The sequence below is a fragment of the Microbispora sp. H10949 genome, assembly GCF_014161435.1.
Taxonomy (GTDB): Bacteria; Actinomycetota; Actinomycetes; order Streptosporangiales; family Streptosporangiaceae; genus Microbispora; species Microbispora triticiradicis.
Genome location: NZ_JABBWZ010000003.1, coordinates 284615 through 300069 on the forward strand (window position 1 = coordinate 284615; position 15455 = coordinate 300069).

11 protein-coding genes are annotated in these 15455 nt (G+C 74.9%); 9 read left to right on the forward strand and 2 right to left on the reverse strand.

Annotated elements, in window-relative coordinates; translation table 11 throughout:
• The first annotated feature begins 54 nt into the window (after positions 1-54).
• The 8 genes from HHX40_RS08795 to HHX40_RS08830 all read left to right on the forward strand — a co-directional run bounded on the left by HHX40_RS08795 (position 55) and on the right by HHX40_RS08830 (position 10996).
• Positions 55-783, forward strand: coding sequence for a class I SAM-dependent methyltransferase (locus tag HHX40_RS08795; RefSeq protein ID WP_182880127.1), 729 nt, complete (start codon positions 55-57; stop codon positions 781-783).
• Positions 784-988: 205 nt separating this feature from the next.
• The gene (locus HHX40_RS35615; RefSeq protein ID WP_220498995.1) at positions 989-2125 is read left to right on the forward strand and encodes an SWIM zinc finger family protein; all 1137 of its coding nucleotides are present in this window, start codon (positions 989-991) and stop codon (positions 2123-2125) included.
• Between the two features lie 208 nt (positions 2126-2333).
• Positions 2334-3686 (forward strand): DUF5691 domain-containing protein, encoded by a 1353-nt coding sequence (locus HHX40_RS08805; RefSeq protein ID WP_182880128.1) that lies wholly within the window; start codon positions 2334-2336, stop codon positions 3684-3686.
• Positions 3683-4750 carry an ATP-binding protein gene (locus tag HHX40_RS08810; RefSeq protein ID WP_182880129.1) on the forward strand — a complete coding sequence of 356 codons (1068 nt, stop codon included), beginning with the start codon at positions 3683-3685 and terminating at the stop codon, positions 4748-4750. The genes HHX40_RS08805 and HHX40_RS08810 overlap by 4 nt, the downstream gene beginning before the upstream one ends.
• Complete coding sequence (locus tag HHX40_RS35620; protein WP_220498871.1) at positions 4740-7355, forward strand: DUF5682 family protein; 2616 nt, start codon at positions 4740-4742, stop codon at positions 7353-7355. Before HHX40_RS08810 ends, HHX40_RS35620 begins: the two co-directional genes overlap by 11 nt.
• A complete protein-coding gene (locus HHX40_RS08820; protein ID WP_182880130.1) occupies positions 7355-8512 on the forward strand; it encodes a VWA domain-containing protein in 1158 nt (385 codons plus the stop codon). The genes HHX40_RS35620 and HHX40_RS08820 overlap by 1 nt, the downstream gene beginning before the upstream one ends.
• Positions 8513-8541: 29 nt before the next feature.
• Positions 8542-9894 (forward strand): MFS transporter, encoded by a 1353-nt coding sequence (locus tag HHX40_RS08825; protein WP_259403392.1) that lies wholly within the window; start codon positions 8542-8544, stop codon positions 9892-9894.
• A 106-nt stretch (positions 9895-10000) separates the two neighbouring features.
• Positions 10001-10996: an enolase C-terminal domain-like protein gene (locus tag HHX40_RS08830; RefSeq protein WP_138460053.1), complete on the forward strand. Its 996-nt coding sequence runs from the start codon at positions 10001-10003 to the stop codon at positions 10994-10996.
• A gap of 84 nt (positions 10997-11080) precedes the next feature.
• On the opposite strand, the gene HHX40_RS08835 is transcribed toward HHX40_RS08830, so the two are convergent.
• Both HHX40_RS08835 and HHX40_RS08840 read right to left on the reverse strand, forming a co-directional pair.
• A complete protein-coding gene (locus tag HHX40_RS08835) occupies positions 11081-12610 on the reverse strand; it encodes an LCP family protein (protein ID WP_182880132.1) in 1530 nt (509 codons plus the stop codon).
• 88 nt (positions 12611-12698) lie between these two features.
• Positions 12699-14204, reverse strand: a complete 1506-nt coding sequence (locus HHX40_RS08840; RefSeq protein ID WP_182880133.1) for an alpha/beta hydrolase family protein — start codon at positions 14202-14204, stop codon at positions 12699-12701.
• A 125-nt stretch (positions 14205-14329) separates the two neighbouring features.
• On the opposite strand from HHX40_RS08840, the gene HHX40_RS08845 reads away from it, so the two are divergent.
• Positions 14330-15430, forward strand: a complete 1101-nt coding sequence (locus HHX40_RS08845) for an exonuclease SbcCD subunit D (protein WP_182880134.1) — start codon at positions 14330-14332, stop codon at positions 15428-15430.
• Positions 15431-15455 lie beyond the last annotated feature (25 nt).

Genomic DNA, 15455 nt, shown 5'->3' on the forward strand with positions numbered 1-15455 from the left:
TAGTACGGAGAGACGGACACGCCGGGTCGGGGCGCTCGCGGTTATGGTCGTGGCGTGCCTGACGCGATCTTCGCTCATCCGCGCCTCGCGGCCGTCTACGACGCCTTCGGCGGCGCCCGCGATGACCTGGCGGCCTACCTCGGCATCGCCGACGAGCTGGGCGCGGGCCGCGTGCTCGACATCGGATGCGGCACGGGGTGCCTGGCGGTCCTGCTCGCGGACAGCGGCCGTACGGTCGTCGGGGTCGATCCGGCCGAGGCGTCGCTTGCGGTGGCGAGATCGAAGGACCCGGCCGGAAGAGTCACCTGGGTCCACGGCGACGCCACGTCGCTGCCCGCTCTCGGCTTCGACCTCGCGGTGATGACCGGAAACGTGGCGCAGGTCTTCCTCACCGACGACGACTGGACCCGGACCCTGCGGGGAGTTCGGTCCGCGCTGCGCCCGGATGGCCACCTCGTGTTCGAGACGAGGCGTCCCGGATATCGGGCATGGGAGGAGTGGGCCGCCGACTCCGCTCCGGTCACCTTGGAAGTCGCGGGGATCGGACCGGTGCGGCGCCGTCATGAGGTGACCGCCGTCACCCTGCCGCTGGTCTCTTTCCGATACACCTTCGAGTTCCTCGCGGACGGCACGGTCGTCACCTCCGACTCCACGCTGCGGTTCCGGGACCGCGACGAGGTGGAGACGAGCCTGCTCGGCAACGGCTACCAGGTGATGGACGTGCGGGAGGCCCCGGACCGTCCGGGCCGGGAGTTCGTGTTCCTCGCGCGACGCACGCCCTGAGGCCACCGGCACCTCAAGGCACCGGCACCTCAAGGCACCGGGACCCTGAGGCCACCGCGACAGGCCGCGCCACGGCCTCCGTTCCCCTCCGGCGCCACCGCTGGAGCAGCAGGACCGGTGCCGTCCGCGGCGTGCCGGGCGAGGGCCGGACGCCCGTCCCGACGTGAGGGCGTTTTTGTCGGCGGCGCTGGCTAGTCTGCGGCGCGTGACGCGAGGACGGAGCCGGGACCAGGCGATCGAGGCGCCTTCCGCCCGCACCGGTGCCGGTGACAGTGCCGGGGAAGCGGCCGGGCGGGCGGCCGTCAGGCGCGGGCAGGCCGAGCAGCGGGAGGGCAGGGTCGCCGCGGGACTGTCGGAGCTGGAGCGGTGGCTGGCCGATCAGATCGGGCAGGGGATCGCGCAGGCACGCCAGACGGGCCCGGCCGGCTGGGACGACCTCGCCAGGCGGCTGGTCGACGCTCAGGCGCCGGGTGTGGCGGGCATCGTCACCCGGCTGCCCCGGGTGCTCGGCGCCGAGGACTGGCCGGGTCTCCTTCTCGGGGAGTACGCGCTGCTTCATCTGCTGGCCGTCGCCCACCGCCGCGCCGACGCGCTGCCCGGGCCGTTGCGGCAGACCGTACGGACCCGGGTCGGCTTCCCCGTCACGAGGGAGTCGGTGCTGGCCGGCCCGGTGGTGCGGGACCACTGGGACATCGTCGGCTGCCGGGACGAGGAGCAGGAGCGGCTCGTCGCCCGGCGTGTGTGGCTGGCGGGCCGCGCGACCGGCCGCCCGGCGATGGTGCTGTCGTTCTCGCCGGTCGGGCAGCCGCCGGAGTCGTTCCCGCCGCCGGGCACGACGATCGACGCCGATCTCGCCTTCTACCCGGGCGCGTCGCCGCTGCGCGCCCTGGTGGCCGTGCGGCACGGCGACGTCGAGGCGGGCCCGCCACCAGGGACGGAGATCTCGCGGGTCCCCGCGCTGATCGCGGAGGTGCTCGCGGCCGATCCCTGGACCGACTCCTGGCCTCTGGTGCTCGCCGGGGTCGTCCCCTGCCCGGACGGCCTCGCCGACGGTGCTGGAGTCGACAGCGAGGGGCCCTGCGGTGCGGGGCCCGACGCTGGCGTCGTCAGTGAGGAGCCCGACCGTGCGGGAGCCGACGGCGCCGGGATCGACAGCGATGGGACCGGCGGTGCGGGAGCGGTGCTGGCGCCGCACCTGCCGTTGCACCCTGCCGCGGGCGTCCCGTGGCGGCTGCTGGCTGTCTCCGGCGGGCGGCCGGTGACGGTCGCCGCCGAGTGGACGCCGCGCGGGCTGCTCCCGCTGACGGTCTGGGACGAGGAGGGCGAGGTGGTTCGCCTATGACGCCGGTTCCGGCCGTGGTCGCGCCGTCGCCGGCGGCGCCCACGCTCAGGATCGCGACGCCTGCCCGGCGGCCGGGTCGTCCGGCCGCCTCTCCCGGCCGCTCGCCCCGCTTCCGGAGCGGAGCGACCGGCCTCGGTGCAGGCCGACCGGTGGAGGCGGTATCCGGAGGACGGGCCCGCGCGGTTCCCCTGGTGAGAAGGGCCGCCCGATGACCGGCTCGTGGGAGGAACTGGTGTCCACCGCGCTGGTGGGCGCCGGCCGCCGCGCCGTCCCGCCCGAGAGCCTGCTGGAGCGGGCCGCCGAGCAGGTGGTCCGGATGCGCGCGGGGCGGCGGCCGGGGAGGGGCACGCCGCCGGCTCCGGCCGCGGAGGAGACGCTGCCGCCCGTGCCCCGTGCCGCCGCGGCCCGGCTGGCCCGGATGCTCGCGGGTGAGCAGAACAGGCTGCTGACCGAGTGGCTGGAGACGGCGGCCGCGCGGCGGGTGCGCGTGCCGGCCGCCACGATCCCCGCGCTGCTCGATCTCGGGGCGCGGGACCGGTCGATCCGCGCGCACCTGGGGGCGGTCACCGGGGCCCGGGGCCGCTGGCTCGCCGGACTCAACTCCGCCTGGGCGTACCTGCTGGAGGAACCGGCGCACGTGCCGCCGGGGGAGGTGTGGGAGCTCGGCACGAGCGGAGACAGACGCGCCTTCCTCGCCGCCACACGCCGGCGCGATCCGGCGGCCGCGCGGGAGTTGCTGGAACGCGGCTGGAGCACGGAGACGCCGGAGGACCGGGCCGTCTTCGTCATGATCCTCGCCGAGGGGCTCGGCATGGCCGACGAGCCGTTCCTTGAGGCGGCGCTCGACGACCGGCGCCGTGAGGTGCGGCAGGCCGCCGCCGACCTCCTCACCCGCCTGCCGCGGTCGCGGCTCGCCCACCGGATGACGGCACGGGCGTCCCGGTTCGTGACCGGGAACGGTTCCGGGATCTCGGCGGAACCGCCGGCGGACTGCGACGGCGAGATGGAGCGCGACGGCGTGCGGGCCCGGCCGCCCGCCGGCATCGAGACGCGGGGCTGGTGGCTGCAGCAGGTGGTGGCGCACACTCCGCTGTCCTTCTGGCCGGGTCACCTCGGCATGCCGCCGGACGAGATCGCCCGGACGAGGATCGGCGACTGGGAGCGGGAGGTGCGCATGGGCTGGACCCGGGCCGCCATCCTGCAGCGGGACGCGACGTGGGCGCGTGCCCTGTTCGAGGCCGAGCCGCTGACCGACCTGCTGGCCGTGCTCCCGCCCGAGGAGCGATCTCACCGGGCGGCCGAGCTGGTGGCCGGCCACCCGGTGGACGGCCAGCTGGTCATGATGCTGGGCGGCGTGCCGCGGCCATGGGGGTCCCGGCTCGCGAGGGCCGTGCTCAAGAAGATCGTGGAGACCACGCGGACCCAGCCGTGGAACGCCGGAGAGCTGATCCGGCTCGCGGGCGAGCGGTTCGATCCCGCGGCGTACGCCCACGCGGGAGAGGTGCCCGAGCTGGCCGCGACCCTGCGGTTCCGCTTCGACATGCTGAAGGAGCTTTCGTGACCACCGTTCTGCGCCCGCACGCGGAGGAGCAGTTCGCCGACGAGCTGGCGATCCTCGCGAAGACCGACGACCGGCCGCGACCGCCGGGCTGGCGGCTCTCGCCCTGGGCGGTGACCACCTACGTGCTGGGAGACGGCGGTCAGATCACACCGAAGTACATCGGCCCGCGCAGGATCGTCGAGGTCGCGGTCGCGACGCTCGCCACCGACCGGGCGCTGCTGCTGCTCGGGGTGCCGGGCACGGCCAAGACCTGGCTGTCGGAGCACCTCGCCGCGGCGATCTGCGGCGACTCGACGCTGCTCGTGCAGGGAACGGCCGGCACGGCGGAGGAGGCGGTCCGCTACGGGTGGAACTACGCGCGGCTGCTGTCGGAGGGCCCCTCCCGTCTGGCGCTGACGCCGAGCCCGGTCATGCGCGCGATGGCGGACGGACGGCTGGCCCGGGTCGAGGAGCTCACCCGCATGCCGTCCGACGTGCAGGACGCGCTCATCACCGTGCTGTCGGAGAAGACGCTGCCGATCCCGGAGCTGGGGGAGGAGGTGCAGGCGGCCAAGGGCTTCAACGTCATCGCCACCGCCAACGATCGCGACCGCGGGGTCAACGACCTGTCGAGCGCGTTGCGCAGGCGGTTCAACACGGTCGTGCTGCCGGTCCCGGCCACCTTGGAGGAGGAGGTCGACATCGTGACCCGGCGCGTGGCGCAGCTCGGCCGTTCCCTGGAGCTGCCGGAGACCGTGACCGGGCTGGCGGAGATCCGCCGGGTGGTGACGGTCTTCCGCGAACTGCGCGCGGGGGTGACCGCCGACGGGCGGACCAAGGTCAAGTCACCCACCGGCACGCTGAGCACGGCCGAGGCCATCTCGGTCGTCACCGGCGGGATCGTGCTCGCCGCCCATTTCGGCGACGGCGTGCTGCGCCCGGCCGACGTCGCGGGCGGCATCCTGGGAGCGGTGGTCCAGGACCCGGTGTCCGACCGCGTGGTGTGGCAGGAGTATCTGGAGACCGTCGTCCGCGACCGCGACGAGTGGCGCGACTTCTACCGGGCCTGCCGCGATGCCGGCTGAGACCGCCGCCGCCTCGCCCGGCCCGAGTGAGAGCCGGGCCGAGCGCCAGGGCGAGGACACGAGCGCAGGCCGGGGTGGGGACACCAATGTGGGCGGGGGCCAGGGCCAGGCCCGGGACACCGGTGGGGGCAGGGCCGAATGCCGGGGTGGGGACACCAATGTGGCCGGGGGCGAAGGCCGGGCCCGGGACACCGGCGGGGGCGGGGATGCGAGCGCAGGCCGGGGCGGGCCGCGGGTATGGGTGCTCGGAGTGCGGCATCACGGGCCCGGATCGGCCAGGGCGGTGCGTGACGAGCTGACCAGGATCCGGCCCGATCTCGTGTTGGTCGAGGGCCCGCCCGAGGCCGACGGCCTGGTGGCGCTCGCCGCCGACGCCGGCATGCGCCCGCCCGTCGCGCTCCTGGCGTACGTGCCAGGGCAGCCGTCGCGGGCCGCTTTCTGGCCGTTCGCGGAGTTCTCGCCGGAGTGGCAGGCGATCATCTATGGCATCGGAACGGGCGCCGAGGTGCGGTTCTGCGACCTGCCCGCCGGCCACAGCCTCGCGCTCGACGCCGACCCCGCACGCCGCGATCCGATCGGCGAACTGGCCCGCGCGGCGGGGTACGACGACCCGGAGCGGTGGTGGGAGGACCTGGTCGAGCACCGGGGCGAGTCCGGGACGCTCGACGTGGTCGCCGAGGCGATGCGGGCGGTACGCGACGGGCACGTCGCGGAGGGCACGGAGGCCCGGCGCGAGGCGTACATGCGCAGGACGCTGCGGAAGGCGGTGCGTGAGGGCTTCGCCCGGATTGCGGTGGTCTGCGGGGCCTGGCACCTGCCCGCGCTGACCCTGCCCGAGTTCACTGCGCCCGAGTTCACTGCGCCCGAGTTCACCGCGCCCGATCTGGCCCTGTCCCGAGCGACGCCGCCCGGATCGACGCCGCCCGGATCGGCATCCGGGCTGACACCATCCGCGCCGGGCCTGCCGGGACGTCGCGCCAGCGGGTCCGCTCCGCGGGCCGGGACCGGCCCGGCGGCGACAGACGGGCCGGGCCGCCCGCCCTCGGCGGCGGAGGACGAGCGGCTGCTGCGCGGCCTGCCCAGGGTCAGGGTCGAGATGACCTGGGTGCCGTGGACCCACGGACGGCTCGCGGCGGGCGCCGGCTACGGCGCGGGCGTCGCCGCGCCCGGGTGGTACGAGCACCTGTTCACGGCGCCCGGCCACCCGGTGGAGCGCTGGCTCGCCCGCGCGGCCGCCATCCTGCGCGAGGAGGGCCTGCCCGTCTCCTCCGCGCACGTCATCGAGGCCGTACGGCTGGCCGAAGGGCTGGCCGCGCTGCGCGGGAGGCCGCTCGCCGGGCTGTCGGAGGTCACCGAGGCGGTGCGGGCGGTGCTGTGCGGCGGTGACGAGCTGCCGGTCGAGCTGGTCCAGCGGCGGATGGTCGTGGGGGAGCGGCTCGGGCGGGTGCCGGACTCCACGCCGATGGTGCCGCTGCGGCGTGACCTGCGCGACGAGCAGCGGCGGCTGCGGATGAAGCCGGAGGCACTGACCGGGGAGCACGACCTCGACCTGCGCAGGCCGCTCGACCTCGGCCGCAGCCGGCTGCTGCACCGGCTCGCCCTGCTGGACGTGCCATGGGGAACTCCGCGGCGGGCGCGCGGCAAGGGGACGTTCAAGGAGTCGTGGTCGCTGGAGTGGCGCCCGGAGCTCGACGTGGCCCTCGTCGAGGCCGCCGTCTGGGGGATCACGGTCGAGGCGGCGGCGACGTCCCGCGTCCGCGACCTCGCGGGCGGCGCGGGCCTGCCCGAACTGGCCTCGCTGGTCGAACGCTGTCTGCCGGCCCACCTTCCCGGTGCGCTGCCGTACGTGCTGGGGCGGATCGAGGACCGGGCGGCGCTCGACGGGGAGGTGCGCCACCTCATGGGGGCGCTGCCCGCGCTCGTGCGGACCCGCCGGTACGGGGACGTGCGCGGCACCGAGGGCCTCGCGGGCGTCACCGAGTCGATGCTGGCGCGGATCTGCGCCGGGCTGTCCCCCGCTCTGACGGGGCTGGACGAGGACGCCGCCCGCGAGATGGCGGCGCTGGTGGACGGCGTCCACGCGGCGGCCGGGCTGATGGGAAGCGGCCGGTGGCTCACGACGCTGGCCGGGATCGCCCGGCGCGACGACCTGCCGGGGCTGCTCGACGGCCGGATCGTGCGGATGCTGTCCGACGCCGGAGCGCTGGAGGACGACGTGGCCGCCCGCATGGCGCGGTCGATGTCGCCCGGCAACCCCCCGGCCCGGTCCGCGGCCTGGATGGAGGGCTTCCTCTCCGGGGGCGGCCTGCTGCTCGTCCACGACGCGCGCCTGCTCGCCACCGTCGACGCCTGGCTCACCGGCCTGTCCTCCCAGGAATTCGTGGACGTGCTGCCGTTGCTGCGGCGCACGTTCGGCGCCTTCCCGGCGCCGGAGCGGCGGATGATCGGCCGGCGGGTCCGCTCCGGCTCCCCGCCGGGCTCGGCATCGGGCTCGGGACCCGGCGACGGGGCGGACTACGACGACGCGCTGGCGGCGGCGGCCGGCCGGACCGTACGGGAGATCCTGGGCCACGGGATGTCCGGCGCTACGGACGGGAGGCCCTGATGGGCGGCGAGGAGGAGCGGCTGCGCCGCTGGCGGCTGGTGCTGGGCGGCGCGGCCGAGGGAGCGGCGGACGGGGGCCTGGAGGGGGCGCTGGAGGGCGCGGACGCCCGGATGGACGCCGCGCTCACGGCCCTCTACGACGAGCAGGAGCGGCGTGGCGCCGGCCTCGGCGCGTCCGCGCCGCGGGTGGCCCGCTGGCTGGGAGACATCAGGGAACACTTTCCCGCCGGTGTCGTGCAGGTCATGCAGAAGGACGCCATCGAACGGCTCGACCTGACCCGGCTGCTGCTGGAGCCCGAGATGCTGGAGGCGGTCGAGCCCGACGTCCATCTCGTGGGCACCCTGCTGTCGCTGAACCGGCTGATGCCGGAGCGGGCCCGCGAGTCGGCCAGGGCCGTCGTCCGCACGGTCGTGCGGGATCTGGAGGCGCGGCTGACGCGACGCACCCTGGCCGCCGTCAGCGGCGCGCTCGACCGCTCGGCGAGGACGCACCGGCCCAGGAGGACGGCCGAGGTCGACTGGGACCGGACGATCCGGGCGAACCTCGGCAACTACCTGCCCGAGCGGAAGACCGTCGTGCCGTCCCGGCTCGTCGGGTACGCCCGCGGGCAGCGGGGTGTCCGGCGGGACGTCGTGCTGGCCGTCGACCAGAGCGGCTCGATGGCCGTCTCGGTGGTGTACGCGGGCGTCTTCGCCGCGGTGCTCGCCTCGATGCGCGCGCTCAGGACCTCCCTCGTGGCCTTCGACACGGCCGTGGTGGACCTCACCGATCAGCTGCGTGACCCGGTCGAGGTGCTGTTCGGCACCCAGCTCGGCGGCGGAACCGACATCAACCGGGCCGTGGCCTACTGCCAGACCCTCGTCACCCGGCCGGCCGACACGATCCTCCTGCTGGTCAGCGACCTGTACGAGGGAGGACCGAGGGAGGAGATGCTGCGCCGGATCGCCGCCCTGACCGCCGCCGGGGTCCAGGTGATCGTGCTGCTCGCGCTGTCGGACGAGGGGGCGCCGCAGTACGACCGCGAGAACGCGGCGGCGCTGGCCGCGATGGGCGTGCCGGCCTTCGCCTGCACCCCGGACGCCTTCCCCGAGCTGATGGCGGCCGCCATCGAGCGCCGGTCCTACGACCAATGCCGGATAACGCCACCCGGACGATGATTTGTAAGGTCCGTATCATGACTTCGGTAATGTCCGTTCCAACCGTCTTCGGCCAGCGTTACCGCTCCCTGAGCGTCGGGATCGTGGCCCTGGTGATGCTCGTGGCGTTCGAGTATCTGGCGGTTGCCACCGCGATGCCGCTGATCGGCCGGGAGCTGAACGGCTACCGCCTCTACGGGCTCGCGTTCAGCGGCGGCATGGCGGCCAACGTCATCGCCACGGTGGTCGGCGGGCGCTGGAGCGACGCGCGGGGGCCGTTCCCCGCCCTGTGGACGGGGGTCGCGGGGTTCGTCGCCGGGCTGGCGGTCTCGGGGTTCGCGCCCGCCATGGAGGTCTTCCTCGCCGGCCGGTTCCTCCAGGGACTCGGCGGCGGCCTGTTCAACGTGGCGCTGTACGTCCTCGTCGCCCAGGCGTACCCCTCCGCCATGCACCCGAAGGTGTTCTCGGCGCTGGCCGCGGCGTGGGTGCTGCCGTCGGTGGTCGGCCCGGCCGTCACCGGCTTCGTGGCGGAGACCTGGAGCTGGCGCTGGATCTTCCTGGGCGTGGCCGTGCTGTCGGTTCCCGCCGCGCTGGTCATGTGGCGCGGCCTGCCCCCGCCGGCCGGGCAGCCGAGGGAGGCGATGGGCCGGGCCTTCCTGCCCCGGTTCGCCTGGGGTGTGTGCGCCGCCGTCGGCGCGGCCCTGCTGCAGTACGGCAGCGGCGCGGCGGGCGCGGGGGTCCTGCTGGCGGGCGCCGGGCTGGTGGTCCTCGCGCTGGCGCTGCCGAGACTGCTGCCCCGGGGCACGCTGCGCGCCGCCCGGGGCCTGCCCACGGTGATCGCGCTGCGGGGCCTGGGCGCCGGGTCGTTCTTCGCCGCCGAGGTGTTCGTCCCGCTGATGCTGGTCCGGGAGCGGCACCTGAACACGGCCGAGGCCGGTCTCGCGCTCACCGGAGGAGCCCTCGCCTGGTCGCTCGGCTCGTGGATCCAGGGGCGCAGGCCCCACGCGCGGGCGCTGACCATCCGGCTCGGCGCGACGCTGATCGCCGCCGGCATCTGCGTCACCACCCTCGTCGTCGTCCCCGCCACTCCGGTCGTCGTGGCGTTCGCGGGCTGGCTGGTGGCGGGCCTGGGCATCGGCATGGTCTTCCCGACGCTGTCGGTATTGGTGCTGGAGCTGTCCGCGCCGGGGGAGGAGGGCCGCAACAGCGCCTCGCTGAGCATCGGCGAGTCGGTCTTCGCGGTCGTCGCCGTCGCGGTCACCGGCGCCCTGTTCGCGGCGTACGGGGGCAGGGCGTGGGTCTACGTGACGTGCCTCGGCCTGCTGGTCGTGATGGCCGGCACGGCCGCGGTCGTCGGCGGCCGGTTCGAGCACCGCCGCGAACCGGGCACCATGGAGGTCTAGGGACTCCCGGAAATCCCGCCGTGGAGCAGGCCGGGCCGGCCGCCCGGGGCATGACGCCACGGAACGGCCGCCGGCGGGGATACGGGGAAGAAACGAGGGGATCCGAGTGCCGCGTATCCGGGAGCTGGAGGTCTTCAGGATGACCCTGCCGTACGGCAGGCGTCCGGAGACCGTCCTGGTGAAGATCACGGACTACGGCGGCATGGTCGGCTGGGGCGAGGCCGTCGATCCGGCCGCGGCCGGGCCGCTGGAGCGGGCTCTGCCCGCGCTCGTCGGCCTCGACTGGGAACACCCCTCGGAGCTGGGGGACAATCCGGGTGGCGCGGCCGGCGACATGGCCTGCTGGGACCTGTGGGGCCGCATGAACGGCGTCCCGCTCGCCCACGCCCTCGGCGGCACCCGCACGTCCCTGATCGCGACGGTCAGGCTGGCGGCGGACCGCTCGCTGGAGAGCATGGTCGCCCGGGTGAACCGGCACGTCTGCGCGGGCTACGGGCACGTGACGCTGGACGTCCACCCCGGCTGGGACGTCGAGCCGCTGCGGGCCGTGCGCGCCGCCTACCCGGGCCTGGCCATCGCGGTGGACGGGCGCGGCGCCTACACCGAGATCACCCAGCTGGAGGCGCTGGACGCCTATGGGGTGGTGGCCATCGAGCGCCCCTTCAAGGACCTCCTGACCAGCGCCGACCTGCAGGACCGGGTGTCGGCCGCGGTCGCGGTCGAGGTGGCCTCCGTGGCCGAGCTGGACGAGGCGACGCGCCTCGGCGCGGGCCGGGCGCTGCTGCTGCGGCCCGCCAGGTTCGGCTCGCTCGGCGCGGTGCGGCGCGCGCACGACCACGCGGCGGAGGCCGGGTGGGGCATCGTCTGCGCCGGCGGTCTCGGCGCGGGCCTGGCCCGGGCCGCGACGGTCGCCGTCGCCAGCCTGCCCGGCTGCACCCTGCCCAGCGACGTGGCCGAGCCGCCGCGCAGCGCTCAGGTGGTGCTCCCGCCGGTCGGCGCGTCCGGCGGGGTCGTCGCCGTGCCGCTCACCCAGCCCGGTCTCGGCCACACCGTCGACGAGGACCGCGTACGCCGCCTCGCCCGCGAGTCGTTCCGCGTCTGATCCACCCGGCGTCACGCCGGCCGCCCGCCTTCGTCGCGCGCCGGACGGACGGACCACGCCGGTCCCCGGCGGGGTCGTGATCTCTCAGCGCGCCGTCGCCGTGCCCGGCGCCCCGCAGCCGTCCCCGATCGGGCTCGGCGTCCCCGGCGACGGCGGCACGGACGGCACCGGCGCGGGAGAGGGAGAGTGGTGATGCCGGAGCCGCCGCGGACCGGCCGGGAAGCCGTTCGACGGGGTCGCCGGAGGAGAGGCCTGGGCGTGCAGTGAGTCACGGATCGCCCGCGCCGTGAGCAGCCGGATCCGGTCCCAGTCGGGGTAGGCGGTGTTGACCAGCGGTGGCACGAACTGGAGGCTGGTCACCCCGGCGTGCTTGACCTTCCAGGCCAGCGGCACCAGGTGCTCCAGCATCGGCCTCGGCACGTCGGTGCTGAGAATCCGGCGGGTGGCCGCCGCGATCTGGGTGAACCGCGTCAGCACGGTCGCCGGGTCGGCCTGGCCGAGCAGCGCGCCGAGCAGGCATCGCTGACGGTGCATCCGGTCGAAGTCGTCGCTCATCGTGCGGGAACGGGCGTACCACAGCGCCTCGGTGCCGTCCAGGCGGCGGGTCCCGGCCCTGACCACCCCCTCGTCGTACCGGCCGTACACGATGTCGCGGTCCACGGTGAGCACGATCCCGCCGAGAGCGTCGATCATCTTCGCCAGGCCCCAGATGTTGACCAGCGCGTACCAGTCGATGCGCAGGCCGAGGATGTAGCCGACCGTCTCCTTGAGGACCTGCGCGCCCATGTGCCGGTGGCCGCCGAACAGTTCGGGGTGGTCGTCGGCGTACTGCCACACCGAGAACAGCAGGTCCTCCCGCCATCCGGGCCGATACTCCGGGAGCCGGAACCCGAAGGGGAACCGGACGGCCATCGGGCTGCCGGGAGGGAACCGCACGTGCTCCAGGTTGCGGGGCAGGCCGAGCAGCACGGCGCGGCCCGTGCGGACGTCGACGCTGGCGACGTTGATGCTGTCGGTGCGCATCCCGATCCGGTCGGCGCCCCAGTCGCCGCCGAGCAGCAGCACGTTGACCCGGTCCCGGCCCGCCCACGGATCCTCGGGCCCCGCCCCGGCGGCGCCCGCCGGTCCGCCTCCGCCGGGCGTGGTGAAGATCGCGTCGAGCGTCCGCTTGGACAGGGAGACGTACCGGGCGGCGACCGCGAACGGCACCGCGACGGCGACCGCGAGCACGCCCGCGACCAGCCCGGTGAGGATCTGCCCCGAGCGCGGCAGCGCCGCGGGACGCAGGACGGCGTACGAACGGACGACCAGCCAGAACCAGGCGACGGAGCAGGCCACGAAGACCAGGGAGATCTGGCTCAGCCATCCCAGCGCCCGTCCGGCGAGGCCCGCGTCGGCCCCCGCGGCGACGCCTGCGACGCAGACGACCGTGGTCAGGTAGGCGCCGAGGAGGGTCAGCCCTGTGCGGCGGCGGCCCGCGCGCAGGTGGGCCGCGCCCGGCAGCACCGCCGACAGCGCCACCCAGGCGATGAGCGCGACGGCTCCGCGCGCCGGCCCGGAGCGACGCGTCGCCGGCGCGGCGCCCTTCCGGCGTGCCAGACCAGGGGTGACCACGGCTCAATTGAAGCGACACGGACCGCGGAAAACCCGTGACCGCCACGAGCCGGAACAGTCCTTGCCGGATTTTGACCGGGGCGCGGCCCTACCAGGGGAAGGCGAACAGGCCGTAGTAGGCCGCGGTCAGGAGCAGCAGGGCCGTTCCGCCGAGCACGCCCGCGAGCACGCTCTTCTGCCAGGGCGTCGGCTCCCAGCCGTCCCGCAGGCCGCCGGCGACCGCGGCGAACGTCGCCACCGTCTGCGCCAGCATCGCGACGGCGAGCAGCCGTACGACCAGCCACCCGGCCTGTACGGCGGGCCAGGCGCCGGCCTGGTTCACCGAGAACAGCACGATCAGCGTGATGAAGGCGATGACCGCGGCGAGTTCGCCGAGCCCGATCCAGGCCATCCGCCGCAGCCGCCGCCGGATGGCCGGCCATCGCTGGACGTTCTCCTGGAACCGCAGGTCGCGTCCGCGCAGGCGGACGACCATCTCGGTGACCGGGGCCGCGACGTATCCCACCGCGGCCAGGCAGAGCGTCAGCCACAGGATCGTGCTGTCCCCCCACCACGGAGCGGCCGGCACGTCGGCGGCCTCGAAGCGCTGCACCGGCGTCGCGCCCGCGATGGGCACCGATGGTCTCGCCGTGCGCGGCAGGTCCTTGATCCAGTTCGCGAGCGTGGGCAGGTAGTCCGCCGCGAACGCCCCTCCGTTGACCCGCATGGCGTGGTCGGCCCCGGCGAGGAAGCGGATGGTGTAGCCGGTGTCGCCGCTCTGCCGCAGCGCCCGGGTGAGGGCCTGGGTGCTCTCCACGAAGGGGATCGAGGGGTCGTCGGTGCCGTACAGCGCGAGCACCGGCTGGGTGATCCCGCGCAGGGCGGGCGCCCCGTCGTAGCGCAGGAAGTCGAAGCCGACGCCGCCCATGACCCTGGTCAGCAGGTCGCGTACGCCGGTCGGGGCGTGCAGGCGCAGCAGTTGCTCGTTGAGCGCCCAGGCGACCTGGCGCAGCGGCGAGACGTTCGGCGAGGAGACGAGGACCACGAACGCCGCCCGGGGGTCGCGGGCGGCGGCGATCGGGACGACCCAGCCGCCCTCGCTCACTCCCCACAGGCCCGCGCGCGCCGGATCGACGTCCGGCCGCTGGAGCAGCACCCGCAGCATGCGCAGGGCGTCGTCGGCGAGCAGCCCGAAGTCGCGGCTGCGGAAGGAGTAGCCGACGGTCCGCTTGTCGTAGGCGAGCGTCACGACGCCCGCCCTCGCCAGCCACTCGGCCTGCTGGGTGAACTCCCCGCCGTCGCCCGAGCCCGAGCCCTGCACGAACACGAACGCGGGGTGGCGTCCGGGCGACAACGGCGCCCTGATCGTCGCCCGCAGCGTCTCGTTCCTCGCCGGCACGAGCAGTTTCTCGGTGCGGAACCGCCCGCCGCCGAAACCCGCTCCGGCGATCGGCCGCACCTCGGCGGCCGGCTGCGCGGGGATGTCCCGGAACTGGGGCGAGGCGCGAAGCGGCGGCGGGTCGAAGGCCGGCGGGGAGAGCACGTGGCCGATGGTCGCGAGCATCACCATCAGCACACCGGCGATCACTCCGAGAGTGCCCCGGCCGATGTTCATGAGGCGCTCCCCCATGCGTGCTCGTATCCCGAACCCAGGTTAAGTCATTACTCGCTCTTCACGCGGTGCACGGATGTGACGATTGATGCGTCGTTTGTCGGCGGGACCTGTTAGCTTCCTGCGACATGCGTGTCCTGCACACCTCCGACTGGCATCTCGGCCGCTCCTTCCACCGGGAGAGCCTGCTCGGCGCGCAGGCCGCGTTCGTCGACCACCTCGTCGAGACCGTCCGCGCGGAGCGGGTCGACGTCGTGCTGGTCTCCGGCGACGTCTACGACCGCGCGCTGCCCCCTGTGGACGCGGTCGCGCTGTGCAACGAGGCGCTCGCCAGGCTCAAGGCGCTGGGCGCGCACACGGTGCTGATCAGCGGCAACCACGACTCCGCCGTACGGCTGGGCTTCGGCGCCGATCTGATGGAGCGCGTGCACCTGCGCACCGACCCCGCCCGGGCCTGGGACCCGGTCACGATCGGCGACGTCGCGTTCTTCGGCATCCCCTACCTGGAGCCCGAGCTCGTCCGGGGGCCGTGGGAGCTGGCCGAGCGCAGCCACACCGCCGCGCTCTCGTACGCCATGGAGCGCGTCCGCGCGCACCCGGCCGCCCGCAGGGTGGTGCTCGCGCACGCGTTCGTCACCGGAGGGGAGGCGAGCGACAGCGAACGGGACATCAGCGTCGGCGGGGTCTCCCACGTGCCGCTGAGCGCCTTCGACGGCGCCGACTACGTCGCCCTCGGCCACCTGCACGGGCGCCAGGTGATGAGCGAGACGGTCCGCTACAGCGGCTCGCCGATCGCCTACTCCTTCTCCGAGGCCGGCCACCTGAAGGGCTCCTGGCTCGCCGACCTGGACGGCGGGCGGACGGAGTTCGTCCCGGCCCCGGTGCCGCGCCCGGTCGCCAGGCTGCGGGGCCACATCGACGACCTGCTGACCGACGCCCGCCTCGCCCGGCACGAGGACCACTGGCTGCAGGTGACGCTGACCGACCCGGTGCGCCCGCGCGAGGCGATGGAACGCCTGCGCGGGCGCTTCCCGCACACGCTCGCGCTCGCCTTCGAACCGGACGGCGCGGCCGGGAGCGCTCCGCAGGCGCCGAGGATCGCCGGGAGGGCCGAGATCGAGGTGGCGCTCGACTTCGTCCGCGAGGTGCGCGGGGAGCAGGCCGACGACGACGAACGGCGGCTGCTGGAGGAGGCGGTCGAGGCGTGCCGCATCAGGGAGAGCGCGTGAGCGGCCGGCCCGTGCCGGGTGAGGA

Coding starts and splice junctions, on each gene's coding strand:
- HHX40_RS08825 (WP_259403392.1), top strand. CDS start 8,542: ATGTCCGTTCCAACCGTCTTCGGCCAGCGTTACCGCTCCCTGAGCGTC.
- HHX40_RS35620 (WP_220498871.1), top strand. CDS start 4,740: ATGCCGGCTGAGACCGCCGCCGCCTCGCCCGGCCCGAGTGAGAGCCGG.
- HHX40_RS08820 (WP_182880130.1), top strand. CDS start 7,355: ATGGGCGGCGAGGAGGAGCGGCTGCGCCGCTGGCGGCTGGTGCTGGGC.
- HHX40_RS08805 (WP_182880128.1), top strand. CDS start 2,334: ATGACCGGCTCGTGGGAGGAACTGGTGTCCACCGCGCTGGTGGGCGCC.
- HHX40_RS08840 (WP_182880133.1), bottom strand. CDS start 14,204: ATGAACATCGGCCGGGGCACTCTCGGAGTGATCGCCGGTGTGCTGATG.
- HHX40_RS08845 (WP_182880134.1), top strand. CDS start 14,330: ATGCGTGTCCTGCACACCTCCGACTGGCATCTCGGCCGCTCCTTCCAC.